General features: G+C 39.7%; 15 protein-coding genes, 1 tRNA gene and 1 pseudogene. 10 read left to right on the top strand and 7 right to left on the bottom strand.

The window, feature by feature from the left end; all coding sequences use genetic code 11:
* The first annotated feature begins 138 nt into the window (after window positions 1–138).
* On the top strand, window positions 139–1,512 hold the full coding sequence (gene gndA / locus L641_RS0102555) for an NADP-dependent phosphogluconate dehydrogenase (RefSeq protein ID WP_013464864.1): 1,374 nt from the start codon (window positions 139–141) through the stop codon (window positions 1,510–1,512).
* A 66-nt stretch (window positions 1,513–1,578) separates the two neighbouring features.
* Here the strand turns inward: gndA and ansA are convergent, their stop codons facing one another.
* On the bottom strand, window positions 1,579–2,589 hold the full coding sequence (gene ansA, locus L641_RS0102550) for an asparaginase (RefSeq protein WP_024601031.1): 1,011 nt from the start codon (window positions 2,587–2,589) through the stop codon (window positions 1,579–1,581).
* Window positions 2,590–2,659: 70 nt separating this feature from the next.
* Window positions 2,660–4,525, bottom strand: a complete 1,866-nt coding sequence (gene sppA / locus L641_RS0102545; protein WP_008112457.1) for a signal peptide peptidase SppA — start codon at window positions 4,523–4,525, stop codon at window positions 2,660–2,662.
* A 322-nt stretch (window positions 4,526–4,847) separates the two neighbouring features.
* Here sppA and L641_RS0102540 point away from each other — a divergent pair, with 322 nt between their 5' ends.
* From L641_RS0102540 to L641_RS0102515, 6 genes are all read left to right on the top strand, one after another.
* Complete coding sequence (locus L641_RS0102540) at window positions 4,848–6,809, top strand: NADPH-dependent 2,4-dienoyl-CoA reductase (protein WP_024601030.1); 1,962 nt, start codon at window positions 4,848–4,850, stop codon at window positions 6,807–6,809.
* A 395-nt stretch (window positions 6,810–7,204) separates the two neighbouring features.
* Window positions 7,205–7,753, top strand: a complete 549-nt coding sequence (locus L641_RS0102535) for an NAD(P)H nitroreductase (RefSeq protein ID WP_013464866.1) — start codon at window positions 7,205–7,207, stop codon at window positions 7,751–7,753.
* Between the two features lie 203 nt (window positions 7,754–7,956).
* Entirely contained in the window at window positions 7,957–8,334 is a 378-nt protein-coding gene (locus L641_RS0102530) for a hypothetical protein (protein WP_024601029.1), read from the top strand.
* A 98-nt stretch (window positions 8,335–8,432) separates the two neighbouring features.
* Window positions 8,433–8,523, top strand: a tRNA-Ser gene (locus L641_RS0102525).
* A gap of 114 nt (window positions 8,524–8,637) precedes the next feature.
* The gene (locus tag L641_RS0102520; RefSeq protein ID WP_013464868.1) at window positions 8,638–8,961 is read left to right on the top strand and encodes a hypothetical protein; all 324 of its coding nucleotides are present in this window, start codon (window positions 8,638–8,640) and stop codon (window positions 8,959–8,961) included.
* A 69-nt stretch (window positions 8,962–9,030) separates the two neighbouring features.
* A complete protein-coding gene (locus L641_RS0102515; RefSeq protein ID WP_008112467.1) occupies window positions 9,031–9,648 on the top strand; it encodes an FKBP-type peptidyl-prolyl cis-trans isomerase in 618 nt (205 codons plus the stop codon).
* A gap of 78 nt (window positions 9,649–9,726) precedes the next feature.
* Here the strand turns inward: L641_RS0102515 and L641_RS0102510 are convergent, their stop codons facing one another.
* A complete protein-coding gene (locus L641_RS0102510; RefSeq protein ID WP_016899921.1) occupies window positions 9,727–12,117 on the bottom strand; it encodes a TonB-dependent receptor in 2,391 nt (796 codons plus the stop codon).
* Window positions 12,118–12,290: 173 nt separating this feature from the next.
* Window positions 12,291–12,680, bottom strand: a complete 390-nt coding sequence (locus L641_RS0102505; protein ID WP_008465669.1) for a YkgJ family cysteine cluster protein — start codon at window positions 12,678–12,680, stop codon at window positions 12,291–12,293.
* A 208-nt stretch (window positions 12,681–12,888) separates the two neighbouring features.
* On the opposite strand from L641_RS0102505, the gene L641_RS0102500 reads away from it, so the two are divergent.
* The 3 genes from L641_RS0102500 (at window position 12,889) to L641_RS0102490 (ending at window position 14,547) form a co-directional block, all read left to right on the top strand.
* A complete protein-coding gene (locus L641_RS0102500) occupies window positions 12,889–13,314 on the top strand; it encodes a tetratricopeptide repeat protein (protein WP_008112472.1) in 426 nt (141 codons plus the stop codon).
* A 135-nt stretch (window positions 13,315–13,449) separates the two neighbouring features.
* A complete protein-coding gene (locus L641_RS0102495; protein ID WP_016899922.1) occupies window positions 13,450–13,923 on the top strand; it encodes a hypothetical protein in 474 nt (157 codons plus the stop codon).
* 27 nt (window positions 13,924–13,950) lie between these two features.
* Window positions 13,951–14,547, top strand: coding sequence for a DUF1287 domain-containing protein (locus tag L641_RS0102490; RefSeq protein ID WP_016899923.1), 597 nt, complete (start codon window positions 13,951–13,953; stop codon window positions 14,545–14,547).
* Between the two features lie 97 nt (window positions 14,548–14,644).
* Here the strand turns inward: L641_RS0102490 and yfaE are convergent, their stop codons facing one another.
* From yfaE to L641_RS0102475, 3 genes and pseudogenes are all read right to left on the bottom strand, one after another.
* A complete protein-coding gene (gene yfaE, locus L641_RS0102485) occupies window positions 14,645–14,917 on the bottom strand; it encodes a class I ribonucleotide reductase maintenance protein YfaE (protein ID WP_008112475.1) in 273 nt (90 codons plus the stop codon).
* A pseudogene (locus L641_RS0102480) lies at window positions 14,917–15,351 on the bottom strand (ribonucleotide-diphosphate reductase subunit beta); the annotation flags it as partial. The gene yfaE and the pseudogene L641_RS0102480, both read right to left, overlap by 1 nt.
* 327 nt (window positions 15,352–15,678) lie before the next feature.
* A protein-coding gene (locus tag L641_RS0102475; RefSeq protein ID WP_086007400.1) for an IS3 family transposase occupies window positions 15,679–16,859 on the bottom strand; the annotation gives its coding sequence in 2 pieces (ribosomal slippage) (window positions 15,679–16,601 and window positions 16,601–16,859; 1,182 coding nt in all).
* Window positions 16,860–16,936: the final 77 nt, after the last annotated feature.

The following is a 16,936-nucleotide window of genomic DNA, read 5'->3' as shown; positions in this document are numbered from 1 at the left end:
GTTGTTTGATATAATTGCGGCGTTTATTTTAGCTGTAATAAATGCATGTAGCTTTGCTCATGGCTGCGGTCTGAGTATAATGCACGCGGTATTATTTTAATTTACTAACCAAATAGTTGTTACCGAGGAGGGCACTAAATGCAAGTTGCATTAGTAGGGTTAGGCGTTATGGGGAAAAATCTTGCCCTGAACTTGATTGAAAAAGGGATAACGCTTGTCGCTTATGACAAAAACCCAAATGCGGGTGAAGAATTACTAAGTTGTGCTAAATCACAAGGCATGGCTGATAAACTTCACATTGTCTCTGATTTAGGGGATATGGTTAGGCGTTTAGAAGCACCGCGTTCTATTTTATTACTTGTGCCTGCTGGTGAGTTAGTTGATGCGGTTTGCAACGAGCTTATTGAAGCGGGTGTTCAGTGTAGTGATATTATTGTTGATTGTGGTAACAGTAATTATAAAGACGGTATTAACCGTAAGCTCAAATACCAAGATAAGTTTGAATTTGCCACTATGGGTATTTCAGGCGGTGCCGAGGGTGCACGTCACGGTCCAGCTATGATGGCCAGTGGTTCTGAAGGTGGTTGGGAGCGTGTCGAGCCATGGTTTACAAAGGTTGCTGCAAGCTATAAAGGCGAGTCGTGTTTTGCGCGTGTAGGGCAGTCAGCTAGCGGCCATTTTGTAAAAATGGTTCACAATGGAATTGAATACGCACTCATGCAACTGATTGCAGAAATGTATCAGCTATTGCGTCACGGCACTAATCGCTCACCTAAAGAAATTGCAGAGATATTTAACGAATGGTCTCAAGGGCAACTAAATAGCTATTTACTGTCAATCTCAAGCCATATTTTATCACTTGAAAATTCGCATAATGTGCCGCTTGTAGATTTAATTGACAATAAAGTAGGCGCAAAAGGCACCGGTTTATGGACAGCACAAAACGCCCTTGAATTAGGTATTGCGGTACCGTCGTTAGTGGCTGCTGTACAAGCTCGTCATTTAACCAATGCGTGTAATACCACTGCCGCACAAGAAATGACATACAGCGCACAAAATACCACGCAAGTTGATATTGATTTAGATGAATTAAAAGATGCGTTTACCCTTGCGAGCCTGTTGGCCTATCGTCAAGGACTTGCATTAATTAAAGGCGCTTCACGAACTCATCAATGGAAAGTTGATTTAGCGAAAACGCTACAAACATGGCGTGCAGGGTGTATTATCCGTGCTGATTACCTTGATAGTGTAGCGCAAGGCGTTGAGTTTATTGATACCCTTGAAAAAGAGTCATTAGCGATGCGTAAAGTGACTGGCCAAGCCGTTATGACGGGTCTGGCGTTTCCTGTGCTTAGTGCAACACAAACCTACTTAGCAACGCTAACAACACCAAGTAATGGGCACTTAGTTCAAGCCCAGCGTGATTACTTTGGTGAGCATGGCATTAAAACCCACAGTGGTGAAACGTGTCATTTAACTGACTTAGTTGATATTGACGCAAAAGTTCGTTAATAAAATCTAAGTAATTAAAAAGGACGCTAAGTAGCGTCCTTTTTTGTTATTCGCTTAACTGATTACTTAACGGGTCAGCTCACCACGCAGGTTATCTTGCATTAAATGGCGAATTGTTTCAATTTCTAGGTTTTGACTAAACAAGTAATGCAGCTTAGTTAAGCATGCTTCTAAGGTCATATCGTAACCGCTGATCACGCCTATGTTTAACAGCGCATTACCCGTGGCATAACCGCCCATGTTCACTTGGCCTTTTAAACATTGGGTTAAATTAGTAATAATAACACCCCGTTTACTTGCTTCATCCAGAATCGCTAAAAACTCAGGGTCTTGTGGCGCATTGCCTACACCAAAGCTTAGCAGTACAAGGGCTTTAATATTGCCATTAACTAAGCTTTTTACTACTTCTTTGCTGATCCCTGGGTATAAATACAGCACGCCAATAGCTTGCGGTGTAATAGGGGTAACTTGGAGTTCATTTTCTACATACGGGCTTAATTGCCCTTTGATCAGCTGAATATTAATACCTGAAAGTGCAAGCGGCTCTAAGTTAGGTGAGGCGAATGCATCAAACCCATCTGCATGGGCTTTAGTGGCACGATTACCTCTGAACAACTGATTATTAAAAAATAAGCTGACTTCTGCAATGGGATAGTTAGCCGCTAAATACATTGCATTAAGTAGGTTAACTTGGCCATCTGAGCGTAATTGAGACAGCGGAATTTGTGAGCCGGTCACAATAATAGGTTTAGTTAAGTTTTCAAACATAAACGAAAGAGCTGATGCAGTATAGGCCATAGTATCGGTGCCATGCAGTACCACAAAGCCATCGTAATCTTGGTATTTACTTTTTATGTCATCGGCGATGAGTTGCCAATGAGCCGGTGACATATCTGAAGAATCTATAAGCGGGCAGTATTCATGAATATCAAATAGTGGCATTTCTTCACGATTAAACTCTGCGTTATTAACCACGGTTTCGGTTAAAAACCCTTCAGCAGGAATATAGCCGCGGATTGATTTTTTCATTCCTATGGTACCGCCAGTGTAAGCGATATAAATGCGTTTACGTTTCATAAAAAAAGCCCAGTAAAAAAACTGGGCTTAGTATAACGCTAACTGCTAATCAATACAGCCTGTTAAGGCACTATTGTGCAACTGTACACTCTAAACAGCGGGCATAAACACCTTGTGGATCGTTATAATCTTTTAGGTTTTCTACTTCACTGCTTAATTGTTTAATAACACTTTGCAGATTAGCTTGGCTGGCTAATACTGCTGTTTTTTGTGTTTCAAGCCCAAGTACTGATTTAACGGCGGCACTGCCGAAAATATCTTGAAGCATTTTTTCTTGTGGGCTAAGCGATTGCTTAATTGTTTTAACGTCATAGTAGTTAAGCTTTGCAAGCTCTGCAGCTGCTTTAATCGCATCTTGTTTATTACCAAGTTTATCAACTAAACCAAGCTCTTGAGCTTGAGAGGCAATCCATACCCGACCTTGGGCAATTTTATCAACTTGCTCTGGGGTCATATTACGTGCCTCAGCAACCACATCTAAAAAGCGTCCATATGCTTCTTCAACACTCATTTGAATAACTTTAGCCATTTTCTCGTTAAGTGGGCGAGTGATTGAAAAACCTGCCAATTCGGTGGTCGCTACGCCATCTGAATACACGCCTATTTTAGCGAGGGTATCTTCAAATGTCATAAAGGTACCAAATACGCCAATTGAACCGGTAATTGTACTCGGCGCTGCCCAAATTTCATTGGCCGCCGATGCAATCCAATAACCGCCTGATGCAGCTACTGAGCTCATTGATGCAATAACGGGTTTACCAGCAGCTTTAAGTGCAAGTACTTCAGCACGAATTACTTCTGAGGCAAACATGCTGCCACCGCCTGAATCTATTCGTAAAACCACCGCTTTAACCTTGTCATCAAGTCGGGCTTTGCGAAGGAGGGCTGCAGTTGAATCACCACCAATTTCACCAGCACGGCGTTCACCATCAACAATAGTGCCTTTAGCAACCACAACAGCGACTTTTTCAGTCATAGGGTTATCAAACTCAATAGGCGGTTTTACTAAACTTAAGTATTCACCAAAAGAGACTTGTTTAAATGTTTTTCCATCTTCATTTTCTCCAACCAATTCAATTAATTGTTGGCGAATTTGCTGATTGGTTTTTAATGAGTCAACCCATTGGTTATCCAGTGCATATTTACCGGCATCACCATTAGCGGCTTGCATTTTAGCTAAATAAACATCCATTGTTTCATCAAAGTTTGACTCATCAAAAGGACGTACAGCACTAACGTCTTGCTTATATTCATTCCATAAAGCACCAAGCCATACGCGGTTTGCTTCTTTAGCTGCCTCTGACATATCATTTCTGATAAACGGTTCAACGGCCGATTTAAAGGTACCTACACGGAATATATGCTGAGTGACTTCTAATTTTTCTAATGCGTCTTTGAAGTAAAGCGGGTACATACCGTAGCCTTCAATAAGCACACTACCATAAGGATGCATCGCAATTTCGTCTGCATGCGCGGCAATGTAATATTGTGCTTGGGTGTAGTAATACCCTGAGGCAATCACTTTTTTACCAGTTGCTTTAAATGTTTCAAGTGCCTGCGTAATTTGTTTGAGCTTATTTAAATGTGCTTTTGGCATTTCTTGTAAATCAAGCAAAATAGCGCTTATACGCGAGTCTTGTGCTGCTTCATTAATTACTTCAACTACATCGTCGAGCAATATTTCACTGGGTGAGTCAGCACTGGCCGTTGCATCATTGATAGCGGCTTCAACAGGGTCTATATAGGTTTTTTCTTCGACAATAGGGCCATTAAGGTTAAGTCTAAGAACAGAGCCCTCTTCGACAATAATTTTATCACCGTCACTTGATACCGATACGATAAAAATGACGACCAAAAATAAAAACAATACGTTGAGTATTAAACGACGTGAGAAGTTGATCCCCGTCCATATACCTTTAAATACCTTTGCTATCAAAATAGCTCCTTAAATTGGTACAGCTAAAAAGTTATTGCCATCTTAGCGTAGAATATAAATAAATTTAACTGCTAAATCGTAACGAAACATTTATAAATTCAATTACACTTGAGATTAAACACGTGTTTATTTAATAAATAATTACTGAAATTATGGCTGTAGTCACTACTTTTAACTCACGCTATTGGTCAATATAAACGCAGTCAACAGGTTTTAAGTTAAAAAATTATTAAGTTTAATCTGCTCATATATTGCTTATTGTTGGTCATTAAAGCAGAATTGACTAAATGCACACAGGTTAGACCAGTTATTGGGGCACAGGATGTTAGAACAAAAATTAGAACTAAAACACACACAATTACGTAACCGTTTAGTAATGGGATCAATGCATACCGGCCTCGAAGAGGGATGGCATAATCGTAAACGCCTTCGTGCTTTTTATGAAGCACGTGCTAAAGGTGGCACAGCAATGCTCATTACGGGGGGATATAGCCCTAATCTTCGCGGCAAGTTAACGCCTATTTCATCATCATTTAATAGTTATTATGATGTTTTTAAACACCGCGCTTATACACAAGCTGTTCATCAACATGGTGGTAAAATTTGCCTGCAGTTATTGCATGCTGGGCGCTATGCTTATCATCCATTCAATCAAGCCCCAAGTGCGATAAAAGCACCGATCAATCCTTATAAACCTAAGGCTATGTCTTTAAGTTCAATTAAAAAAACCATTAAAGATTTTGCTCACTCTGCATATTTAGCAGAAAAAGCAGGTTACGACGGCGTAGAGGTGATGGGCTCTGAAGGTTACTTAATTAATGAATTTATGGCACCGCATACAAACAAACGAGACGATGAGTTTGGTGGCAGTCTTGAAAACAGAATGCGTTTAGCTGTTGAGATTGTAAAAGCAGTAAGAGCTAAAGTTTCAGATAAATTTCTAATTATTTTTAGACTGTCTGTTATCGATTTAATTCCGAATGGCTCAACTCCTGAGGAAGTAACACAACAAGCTATTGCACTTGAAAAAGCAGGTGTTGATATTTTTAATACTGGCATTGGTTGGCATGAAGCACGGGTACCGACAATTGCAAGCATGGTACCCCCAGGCGCATTTAAAGAAGCGTCAAAGCGGTTGAAAGATGTTATTAGCGTGCCTGTTATTGCCGTAAACCGCATTAATACACCAGAGATTGCCAACGATATTTTAACGGCGGGTGAAGCTGATTTAATCTCTATGGCGCGCCCTTTACTTGCCGATCCTGAGTTCTTTAATAAATATCAAGCCAAGCGCTCTGAACATATTAATATTTGTATAGGGTGTAATCAGGGCTGTTTAGACCATGTATTTAAAGGTAAACGTGCCACTTGCTTAGTTAACCCACAAGCGGGTTTTGAACTTGATTACCCTCTAGAAAAAGCCGCAACAGCTAAAAATGTATTAGTGGTTGGAGCGGGTCCTGCTGGGCTTTCTTCAAGTTGCTACTTAGCGCAAAAAGGTCACAATGTAACGCTTATTGACCAAAAGCAGCATATGGGTGGGCAGTTTAATTTAGCCATGCAAATACCTGGTAAAGAAGACTTTAACCATACATTGGCTTACTTTACCAATGAACTTAAGCGTTTAAACGTCACCATTGAATTAGGAAAAGCATTTGATGATAGTATGCTAAGTCAGTTTGACGATGTGGTTTTTGCCACGGGTGTAAGGCCACGTGAAGCCTCTATAGAATGTAGTGATGACAAACGTGTTTTTGCCTACGATGAAGTCATTCGCGGTGAGGTTGAACTTGGTAACTCGATTGCGATTTTAGGCGCAGGCGGTATCGGTTTTGATATGGTGGCATTTTTAAGTGAACATAAATCACAAAGTATCAGCGACTTTAAAACCCAGTGGGGAATAGAGTGCGATGCTCAGCCTCATAAAGATGAGCGTCAACTTTATATGCTTAAACGCAGTGAAGGGCGCTTTGGTGGTGATTTAGGTAAAACAACCGGTTGGATACATCGTCAAGTTGCTAAACAACATGGCGTTAAGCAAATTGCCAATTGCCAGTACCATCGTTTTGATAAAAACGGCCTAACTATAAGTGTTTCTGGCGAAACGCAAGTATTGCCAGTTGATACTGTGATTGCTTGTATTGGCCAAGTGTCTAATGACGAACTATTTAAGGCGCAAGCAGAGAATGCCAAGGTTCATGTTATTGGTGGCGCTAAACTGGCAGCGGCTATTGATGCCAAGCGCGCTATATTTGAAGCTTTACAAGTTGCACGCAGTATCTAATATGCAATTTAAGTAAGTACACGGGTCTGATTATTTTTTAAAGATAGTTAACTTATAATCAGACCCTTATATTGTTGATTTTTACCTTATCCCATTCCTTGTATAGCTAATAAATACGCTATTGCGACTTTCAATGGTGCCTCGGCTACAACGCTTAACTGGCAAAATTAAATCTATAAAGCCCCTCATTAGTTCGACCTAATTATTTACACGCAAAAGGCTAGCGCCATTTTGTAATGGCACAAATACACGGCTATTTGGGTTGCGATATTATTTGTGTGCTTTTTTAACCTAGGTACTTTCTTGATAAGCAAATAATAACAGCGGGGTGCCCATTATATTTTAACCTAAGGGTTTCAATGGTATGCTATTGTTTTGTCTTTTGAGTAATTATAATGGATGCTATTGAGCTTTTATTAACCCGCCAGTCAGATGCAAAACTGACAGAGCCAGGCCCTAATGAAGAACAACTAAACATTATTCAGCAGGCTGGGCTCAGAGTTCCCGATCATGGCTGTATTGCGCCTTGGCAATATATCATTGTTCAAGGGGATGCACGTCATAAGTTGGGTGAAATTTATTATCAAAGCGCTTTGGCCGAGCAGCAAGCTGAAAAAGTAATTAATCGTGCTAAAGAGTTACCCCTTAGAGCACCCATGATCATTATTGCCATTGCAAAATATCAACAACATCCAAAAGTACCAAGAATAGAACAAGTTCAAAGTGCAGGCTGTGGCGTGCTGGCTATGCAACAAGCCGCATTTGCACAAGGGCTTGGCGGTATTTGGCGCACAGGTTACTTTGCACAAAGCCCCAGTGTTAAACACGCGCTTAACTTAAATAATGATGATGAAATAGTGGGTTATTTGTATTTAGGGACGCCAGCAGTTGAGTGTAAAAAGTCACCGCGCCATAAGCCAGAAAACTATTTTAGTTTTTTGTAGCAATAGGATGAACTTTTTATATTCAATATAGTCATAATTCATTAAGTTAATCGTGTTACACTACCGCGGTTAATATTGTAGCTGCGAGAAGCGCACGGAAGCACCATACGCAATAAATCTTCTTCAGTTTGTTTTTTAATCGGTTGTTTTTTGGTAATGTATGGAAAGTCTTACCAATAATAACGATAAAGAAGACGAAAATGATGGGAAATTTATTTTTACGTGAAAAAGAAAACTGGTTTGCTTGGTCAATCTGGGGTGTTGTTGGCGCGCTTGCGACATTTTATGTTGCAATGAATACACAAGCAGCTCACTTTATTGCTGCAACTGCGATGGGCGTCCTAGTACTACTAACATGGTGGATGCAACAGTCTCGACGATTTGATTTTGGCAGAGCCTTTAAAATATGCTGCTATGTTCTATTATTCACCGTCCTACCTTCGTTTGTGTTAGTTGTGATCCCAAGTGATGATTTAAACCGCTTCGATTTAATATTTCAAAGTATTGCATTTTTAACTGCCAGCTTATTGGTGTGTTTAGTATGTTCTTGGATTGCCCGCAGACCTAAACAATATTACTAGGGTTTATGACTATCTTGGTTAATATTTAACTATTTAATCAGTTTTAGTAAAATAGGGCTTTACAAGCTAAGCGTATGATCTTATTATGCGCGCCGTACGGAGAGATGGCAGAGTGGTCGAATGCACCGGTCTTGAAAACCGGCAGGGGTTTATAGCCCCTCTAGGGTTCAAATCCCTATCTCTCCACCATTATTTAAAAAACCGCCTTATTGGCGGTTTTTTGCTATCTGGAGCTTTATTATGTCACAGTCCCCGGAGTTATCCTTCTCTAAACGTTTACTTAAGCACATCCTGCTATGGACTGTGTTTGGTTATTGTTACCAAAGTGCCATATCGTTATTACAAAAAATGGCCATTGATGCATACCCAGATAATGCGCTGATGATGACTTTCTTATATGGCATCGGGTTTAATCTTTTATCCGGGCATTTAATCACAAAATACGATCATTTTTGGCCAGTGTGGGGCGCGTTTTACATTGGCATTATCGGTTTGGTGGCTGTGCCTCTTTTGTTGATCGGCGTGGTCGGATTGTTGCCGATGAGCTTACTTGTTGGAATTTTGCTCAGTTTACCTGTGTGTACCTTTGCTATTGGTTTAATTAAAGAAAAACTCAATAAAAACTAGCCCCAAACGGCTTTTATTTTGTGATAGCATATACGGGTCTTTTAACTAACAAAACGTGAATAACACATTATGTCAGATAATTTTACTACAGATGCTGAAAAAGCAAGTTACGGTATTGGCTTACAAATGGGTGAGCAACTTAAGGCTAACCCTTTTGAAGGTTTAAACTTAAATTCAGTATTTGAAGGCATGAAAGATGCGTATGCAGGCAGTGCTTTTCAAGTAGAGATCCCTGAGATCCAAGCTGCATTTGAGAAAATCAACGAAGAGATCCAAGCTCGTCGTGAAGAAGAAGCTAAAGTATTGGCTGCTGAAGGTATTGCATTTTTAGAAGAAAACGCAAAACGTCCTGAAATTACAGTTACTGAGTCAGGTCTTCAGTACGAAGTACTTGCAACAGGTGAAGGCGAAAAGCCAACTGCAGAGTCTACAGTACGTGTTGATTACCACGGTACTTTAGTAAACGGTACTGTTTTTGATAGCTCATACGAGCGCGGTCAACCTGCTGAATTCCCAGTAGGTGGCGTGATCAAAGGTTGGACTGAAGCATTACAAATGATGCCAGTAGGTACTAAATGGCGTTTATACGTTCCTCATGAGCTTGCTTATGGTGAACGTGGTGCCGGTGCTGCAATCGCACCTTACTCAACTCTAGTATTTGACGTTGAGTTACACGCAATTCTTTAATTAGAATTTAGTTGTAAAAAAACCGCATTCATTATTACGAATGCGGTTTTTTATTGTCTGATTAAAAATGAGCGCGTTTTAAAAGTAGCCTCTAACGCCAAATTGGAAGTTACGTCCAGGAAGAGGTGCCGTATCTTTAATAAATGAACTATGTACAAAACCAAGTTCATCAGTAATGTTATCAACACTTAGGTATAGCTGCGTGTCAACTGCGCCTAAATCAAGTTGATAATTGGCTTGTAAATCAATTAATGTATAGCCATCCGTTGCCGTTTCGTAAGCACTAATATCATTTTGCTCAAAGTAATGGGTTCCTGTTAAGGTAAATTGCGCATTACCTAGGGTATATTGTAGTTCTGAGCCCAATTTATTGGCAGGGATACGTGGTAAATTACCTTCATTATCTTTTAGTTTGGCGCGAGTAGAGTCACCAAATACTTTTACCATGGCGCTGGGGTTTATTTGATAATGTACATCAAATTCAAAACCATAAAGCTGCGCATCTTTACTGGTAAATTGATAAACATCAATTGCATCGCTGTGTCCATTGGCAGCAGACTCAAAGCCATCCATCTCATCAAACACTAATCCGGTGTTTTGTTGATAATAAAAGTTTTTAATATCGTTATAGAAAAAGTTGACGGTGTAGCCAAAGTCACCGCTAAAACGACGTAAACTAATATCAAGATTGGTTGAGGTCTCTTGTTTAATTTCTTCAGGTTCAAAATGCGCTTCTGCCCCTTCAATATGATAGCCCAAACCAAGCTCATAAGTACCTGTAGCAACATGCACACCATTAGAGAGTAACTCAGCTGAAAGTGGCGCACGCTCTGAATGTGATAAGCTAACGGCTAGGTTGTGACTTGGCATATACTCCCAAATTGCACCGGCTGAGGCACTTACATTAGTAAAGCTTTGGGTGTAGTTAATAGTCTCATCTGCCGATACAGGTTGTTCATCATGGCTGTGCTGATGTGTATCTACATCACTTTTGATATCATAATCTTCTAGGCGGGCGCCAAGCTCTACGGTGACATCGCCAAATGTGCGTTCTTCAAGTAAATATAACGCATGAGTGGTAGTGACACTTGCAGGCGTAAACGCTTCTTCGCCAATTGCATCGTAATCAGATTCACTATAGTGATAGCCAATCATGCCATGCCATTGGCCTAACTGATGCTCTACATTTAAACGTGCTTCAGTGGTTTCGTTACTAAACGTGGTGCCAATCGCGCCATCTTCAATTTCACTGTGAGTGTAGTCGGTGTAGCCAAGACGAAGATTAATCGATTCAATCCAGTTATCATGAAATGCATAGCTTACCAGTCCTTGCCAACGATCTTGCTCTAAATGAGCATAAACGGGAGTTTCTATATGTTCTTCATCCGCATGATCTTCATGATCGCCTTCTTCTTCATGGGCATGACCGTGATCATGTGAATGCCCTGGAATGCCATAGTCTGTTTCAATATTGCCGTATGAAAAGCCAACGGTTAAATGCTCACCGACATAGCTGGTACCAAAGTTCACTGTTTCACTGTCGATAAAAGTATTTTCAACTGAAGTGGCTGTTTCTTCATCGCCCTCAATGTGTACTTCACCTTCTTCATGTTCATCTGGTAGGTTAAAGCGAGGCGTTTGATAGTCATCACCACTGCGTTTGGTGCCATCAAAATGAAAATTAAAGTTATTGCTGCCTGTTTCTAATTTTGCCGCATAGGTGTTCGCATTTGAAACGGTATCGTGTGTGTATTGTGCCGCTCCCGAGAGTGCGTCAATATTATTGGTTGGAATACGGTTATCAACCACATTTACTACACCGCCAATAGCACCAGAGCCATATAGTAGGGTGCTTGGGCCTCGTAGTACTTCAATTTGTTCAGCGGCTAAGCTATCACTTGATGTCGCGTGATCTGGACCGATACGTGATGCATCACTGCTATCTAAACCGTTTTGAGTAATTTTAACACGAGGACCACCTAGGCCACGAATAATCGGACTTGAAGAGACAGGGCCGAAGTAGCTAGCGTTTACTCCTGGTATTCCTTTAAGTGTTTCACCTAGGGTCGGTTTCGCTTTATTTTTTAGTTCATCCCCTGATAGTACGCTTACAGGTGAAATCATTTCTAAGCTATTTTTATGCAGTGCCGAGGCATACACAACCACAGTTTCAACCGAAGACGGCTTTAATGTAACAGTAATTGTATCGTCTACATTCTCAAGCGATATACGTGAATCGATGTAGTTATCTTTACTAATATGTAATTGGCTTTTAGCATCTATGTCGATGCTAAACTGACCTTGTTCATTGCTTTTCACGCTTTGTGACTTTCCATGAACATGGATAGTTGCATTAGCAATAGGTTGTTTTTTTGAATCTGTTACTGTGCCGTTAATCGTTGCTGCTAGGGCAGAGTGAGAACACAAAACAGACAGTAGCGCTGAGGATATGAGTGTTAACTTTGTCATAATTACTTCGAATCGTGGTTGTTATGTTGTGATATAATATAACACTACAAAATGGCATCATCAACAATGTTATACTATAACTTTTAATTTTGCGTTGAATGGCAAAATAATCGCGTTAAATTTACATTACCAGCTCATTATTACAGATCAGTGCATTTGTTATATTTATTCGCTTAAGAGCGGCTGTCTATCATTAGTATGTCTAATTTTTTTTGTGCTTTGAAAGGATTTTGTTTATCGATTGGTTCAAGCATTTCACAGTCATCGTTTATCATTTCTGAAATTAAACTTGGGTAGTGTCGGCAATCTTGAGGACGGTCATGGTAAATACTGCATGTATATTTATCTTTTTCTTGTGGATATTTTTTACTGCTAAGTACTAAAAATGGGCATTGCGTTAATTGCTCGCCTGTTTTGGGATCAAACCATAACTGATCGTTTTTAACATATTGAAATATTTCTGGGTTGAATAACGCCCACATTTCAATTTCATCCTGATTTGTATCTAAATCTGCCGCACCATATTTAGTGCAGCATTTACCGCATTGATTGCAATTTTGCATAGGGTAGGTATTTACTATTGCGACTTAAATTAAGCGTTAAGTGTAGCACTGTAATATCCAGGTTTTTAAATTAAACCTCTGTTTTTATCGCTTATAATACTTTTGTAACAACGCAGCGCTTAATAATAATGTACTATTAGGGAATATATTTCGAATACGATGCCTTTAATAAGTCAAAAAAGGCGCGTTAATAAGGTAGCGAGTAATTATGAATACTAAAGTATACAAAGCGGTTCACGATTTGGCGGAAAAGCTGATGGCAGCGGCTAATAAAAATGATACTAAACAGTTTGAATCTTTATATGCTGAGCTAAAAGCTATTTGTATTGAAAACGAAAATACAGCGAAGGATCACCCTGTACAGTGGGAAACATTGGCTGATTTCACCGAAGAGCTAGAAGAAGCTATCGAGACTTACGAAAAAGCGTTACAGAAGTCGATAGAAATTAATAACAAAGATCATATGTCGTCTGTTGCCTTTTCTATGGCTACTTTACAGCTTGAGCTGGGTGATAAAGAAGCGGCAATTAAAAATCTGCAAGATGCTAAAATCAGTGCGAATAAAATTGAAGACAAAGAATTAAAATCAGAGATCCATGAGTTATTAGAATCATTGGTTGAAGAAGAAGGCTAGGCAATTTTATAGCCATTATTAATAATCAGCGTCAGTAATAATACCATTGGCGCTTTTTTATTGATAATAGCAAATTCTGCGTCATTAAATGTTTATGCTTAAATTAAGTCACTAAGCAAATTTTTTGGAGAAAACATGCTAGCGCAAATAGAACAATGGATTGATAAAACGAATAGTGAGTATGTTCATCAAAGAATATGCTGTGATACATTTGTTAGCGAATTTGATGGCTTTTACCCACATGATTTTTTGAAAACTGCATTTTATGTGGTTGTTGAACACATTCCCAAGCCTGACTTTACTGGTTTACGTGAAATTGGTTTAAGCGATTTTATTGACATGGATGTAGCAGGGATCACCTACAAAAACACTTATTACATATTACCTCATGTTGCGCGTAATTTAAGAGTGCATTTTCATGAGCTGGCTCATGTCGTTCAATGGCACGAGCTCGGTGCTCACGCTTTTATTATGCGCTACATCAATGAAATCCAAACCTGTGGTTATGATGATGCTCCGCTTGAAAAAATGGCCTATGCACTTGATGCGCACTTTACCAGCAATGGAAATAAATTTAATATTCCTGACTATATTACTCAACAGCTTTAGTTAATAAATATTATAAAAGGAATTTATATGTTGCGCTTTGTGCTCTATTTACTAGCTTTATCTGCCCTTGATGTAAAGGCAGCCGATTTTAATCATGATATTGTCAACGCATTGATCCACAGAACAACGCAACAAGTAACTTACGATAGCGCCTATCATAGGCTTGAATACCCTGGTGGCGATGTACCCGCTAATATTGGTGTATGTACTGATGTTATAATTAGGTCGTATCGACAGCTTGGTATTGATTTACAAAAGTTAGTACATGAAGACATGCAGGCCAATTTTCGCGCATATCCTTCTAAGCGTATTTGGGGATTAACCAAGCCAGATAAAAACATTGATCATCGACGTGTACCTAACTTACAGGTTTACTTTGAGCGCCATGCTCAAGTGTTATCTAAATCGCATAATGCAGCTGATTATAAAACCGGTGACATAGTCACTTGGATGCTGCCAGGCAATTTACCGCACATAGGTATGGTCGTTAATGAAATAGCGCAGGACAGTGGTCAACCGCTTATTGTGCACAATATTGGTCGCGGACCTGAAATGAGCGATATGCTTTTTGCTTATACAATTACGGGTCATTACCGATTTGTACCTGCTACTTATTCAGAGTAAATAACACGGCTATAATCGCGATTACTCGAGTAATAATTGCAGAAACAGGTAAGTGAATAAAGCGAGCTGTTAGGCATTATACTGTGTGGTTTGCTAGTTACTTTAAATTAATACTGATATCACCATTGGGCTTGCAGCAACACAATAGTATTTCACCATCACGCACAAAGGCTAACGGTTCTTCATTGTAATTGACTTCACCAGAGACAAGCGTAGCACGACACGCACCACAATATCCCTCACGGCACTGGTAAGCAACATCAATTTTATTCGATTCTAAGCAGTGTAAAAGAGAAGGGCAGCCAGCGGTAAAATCTAAGCACTGGCTGTTATCTGCAAGCGTGACACTTGCAGTGGTTCTATCAGTCATTATAAATCAAAGTCACCAAATTCAGCTGCATCAACCTGTGAATCAATTTGACCTACAAGGTATGAGCTAATTTCCGCTTCTTGTGGAGCAACTTGCACGTTATCAGAAACAAGCCATGAGTTGATCCATGGAATAGGGTTACTGTTATTATCAAACTGTGCTGGTAAACCAATAGCAGTCATGCGTGCATTGGTAATGTATTCAACATACTGACATAAAATATGTTTATTTAAGCCAATCATTGAACCATCTTTAAACAGGTACTCGGCCCATTCTTTTTCTTGCTCTGCAGCGTCAACAAACATCTTGATTGCTTCTTCACGGCACTGTGCAGCAACAATTGCCATTTCAGGGTCGTCTTTGCCATCTTGCATAATATTTAAAATATGCTGAGTGCCTGAAAGGTGAAGCGCTTCATCACGGGCAATAAGCTTTTATTCCGTCAAGATAAACCCACATAAAAATATACAAATAAGGCTTAGATTAAAAATATAATCAAGTTTAATGTAAAATTTAATGTGAATACTAATAAATAATGTTAGTGTGTTTCGGTAAATTCCGTCAACACACATAACAACACAAATAATCTTAGAAGAATAAAAATGAAAAACAACTTAGGTTCACGTAGTCATTATATACGTTATGTCAGAACAAAGGAATTTGAAAGAGATTTTCCTCTTGTTTATCTGGTAGACGGCAAGGTTTCTTTCTCTTTATTGTCATTTACTAAAGAGCAGATGGATATTGGAAGAGTGTAGTGGTCAATAAAATTTGGCCACAGCTTTAGAATCTTGGTATCTAACCTCAGATTCATTTGGCGCTAAACCGGCATTATAATGATGTGGCCTAACGTTGTTGTAATACCCGTTGATATAATCACTCACACTATATTTAGCATCTTTAAAGTTTTCGTATCCAACCTTTGGCATCCACTCCGTTTTAAAGCTTCTAAAAAATCGCTCCATTGGCGCATTATCCCAACAATTTCCGCGCCTGCTCATACTTTGTGTAATTTTATAGCGCCATAAACGTTGACGATATTTTAAACTTGTATAATGACTACCTTGGTCTGAATGAAACATCAGTCCACTTGGCTTACCTCTGCTTTCATACGCGAGTTCAAGCGCTTTTAGCGTTAAGTTAGTATCTGGCGACAACGACATTGCCCAACCAACGACTTTACGTGCAAACAAATCAACAACGACCGCTAAATAGGCCCAGCGATTGCCTGTCCAAATATACGTCACATCACCGCACCACACGGTATCTGGCTCAACAACATCAAATTGTCTATCAAGCAGATTTGGAATTTCAAGGTGCTCATTACCACCGCGTTTATATGAATGTTGAGGTACTTGGCAGCTTTCAAGCTTTAATTTAACCATTAGCTTAGCAGCACGATAACGACTCAATTCAAAATCATTGTTCGTTGCTATTGCCGCGATTGTCCGCGCCCCAGCTGAGCCGCCGCTCATTGCATGTATGGCTTTAACTTCAGCTTCTAGCCTTATTTGCTCTGGCGTCGGCGTTGTATCCCGTATAGCCCAATATTTATAGCTGCTACGATGCACATTGAATACGTTACACAGCACGCTAATTGGGTAACGCTCTCGTTGATTTAGTTTCTCAATTAACGAGAATTGTTCAGGGAGTCGGACATCAAGAGAGCGGTAGCCTTTTTTAATATATCCTTTTCTAATTTAATGCGTTGGATTTGCTTTTTAAGTTCGCGGATTTCAATTTGTTCGGGCGTCATTGGTGAAGCAGATGGTGTCTGGCCACTCCGCTCTTGCTTTAATTGAGTAACCCACTTACTGACGGTTGATTTACCCACCCCCATCGCTTTGGCTGCTTCTTCTTGAGTATAACTTTGGTCAACTACAAGCTGAGCTGTTTCTAATTTGATTGCCGCAGAATACGTTGCGCGTTTTAATTTCGTCATTTTTTCACCCAAATTTGTATGCTTATTAGCATAACATTTCTTTCTTAATGGGTGGCCAAAATCACTGTACCACTACA

It is taken from the genome of Pseudoalteromonas sp. TB41, assembly GCF_000497975.1.
In the GTDB taxonomy this organism is placed as follows: Bacteria; Pseudomonadota; Gammaproteobacteria; order Enterobacterales; family Alteromonadaceae; genus Pseudoalteromonas; species Pseudoalteromonas tetraodonis.
This window is presented reverse-complemented; position numbering and strand designations above follow the sequence as displayed.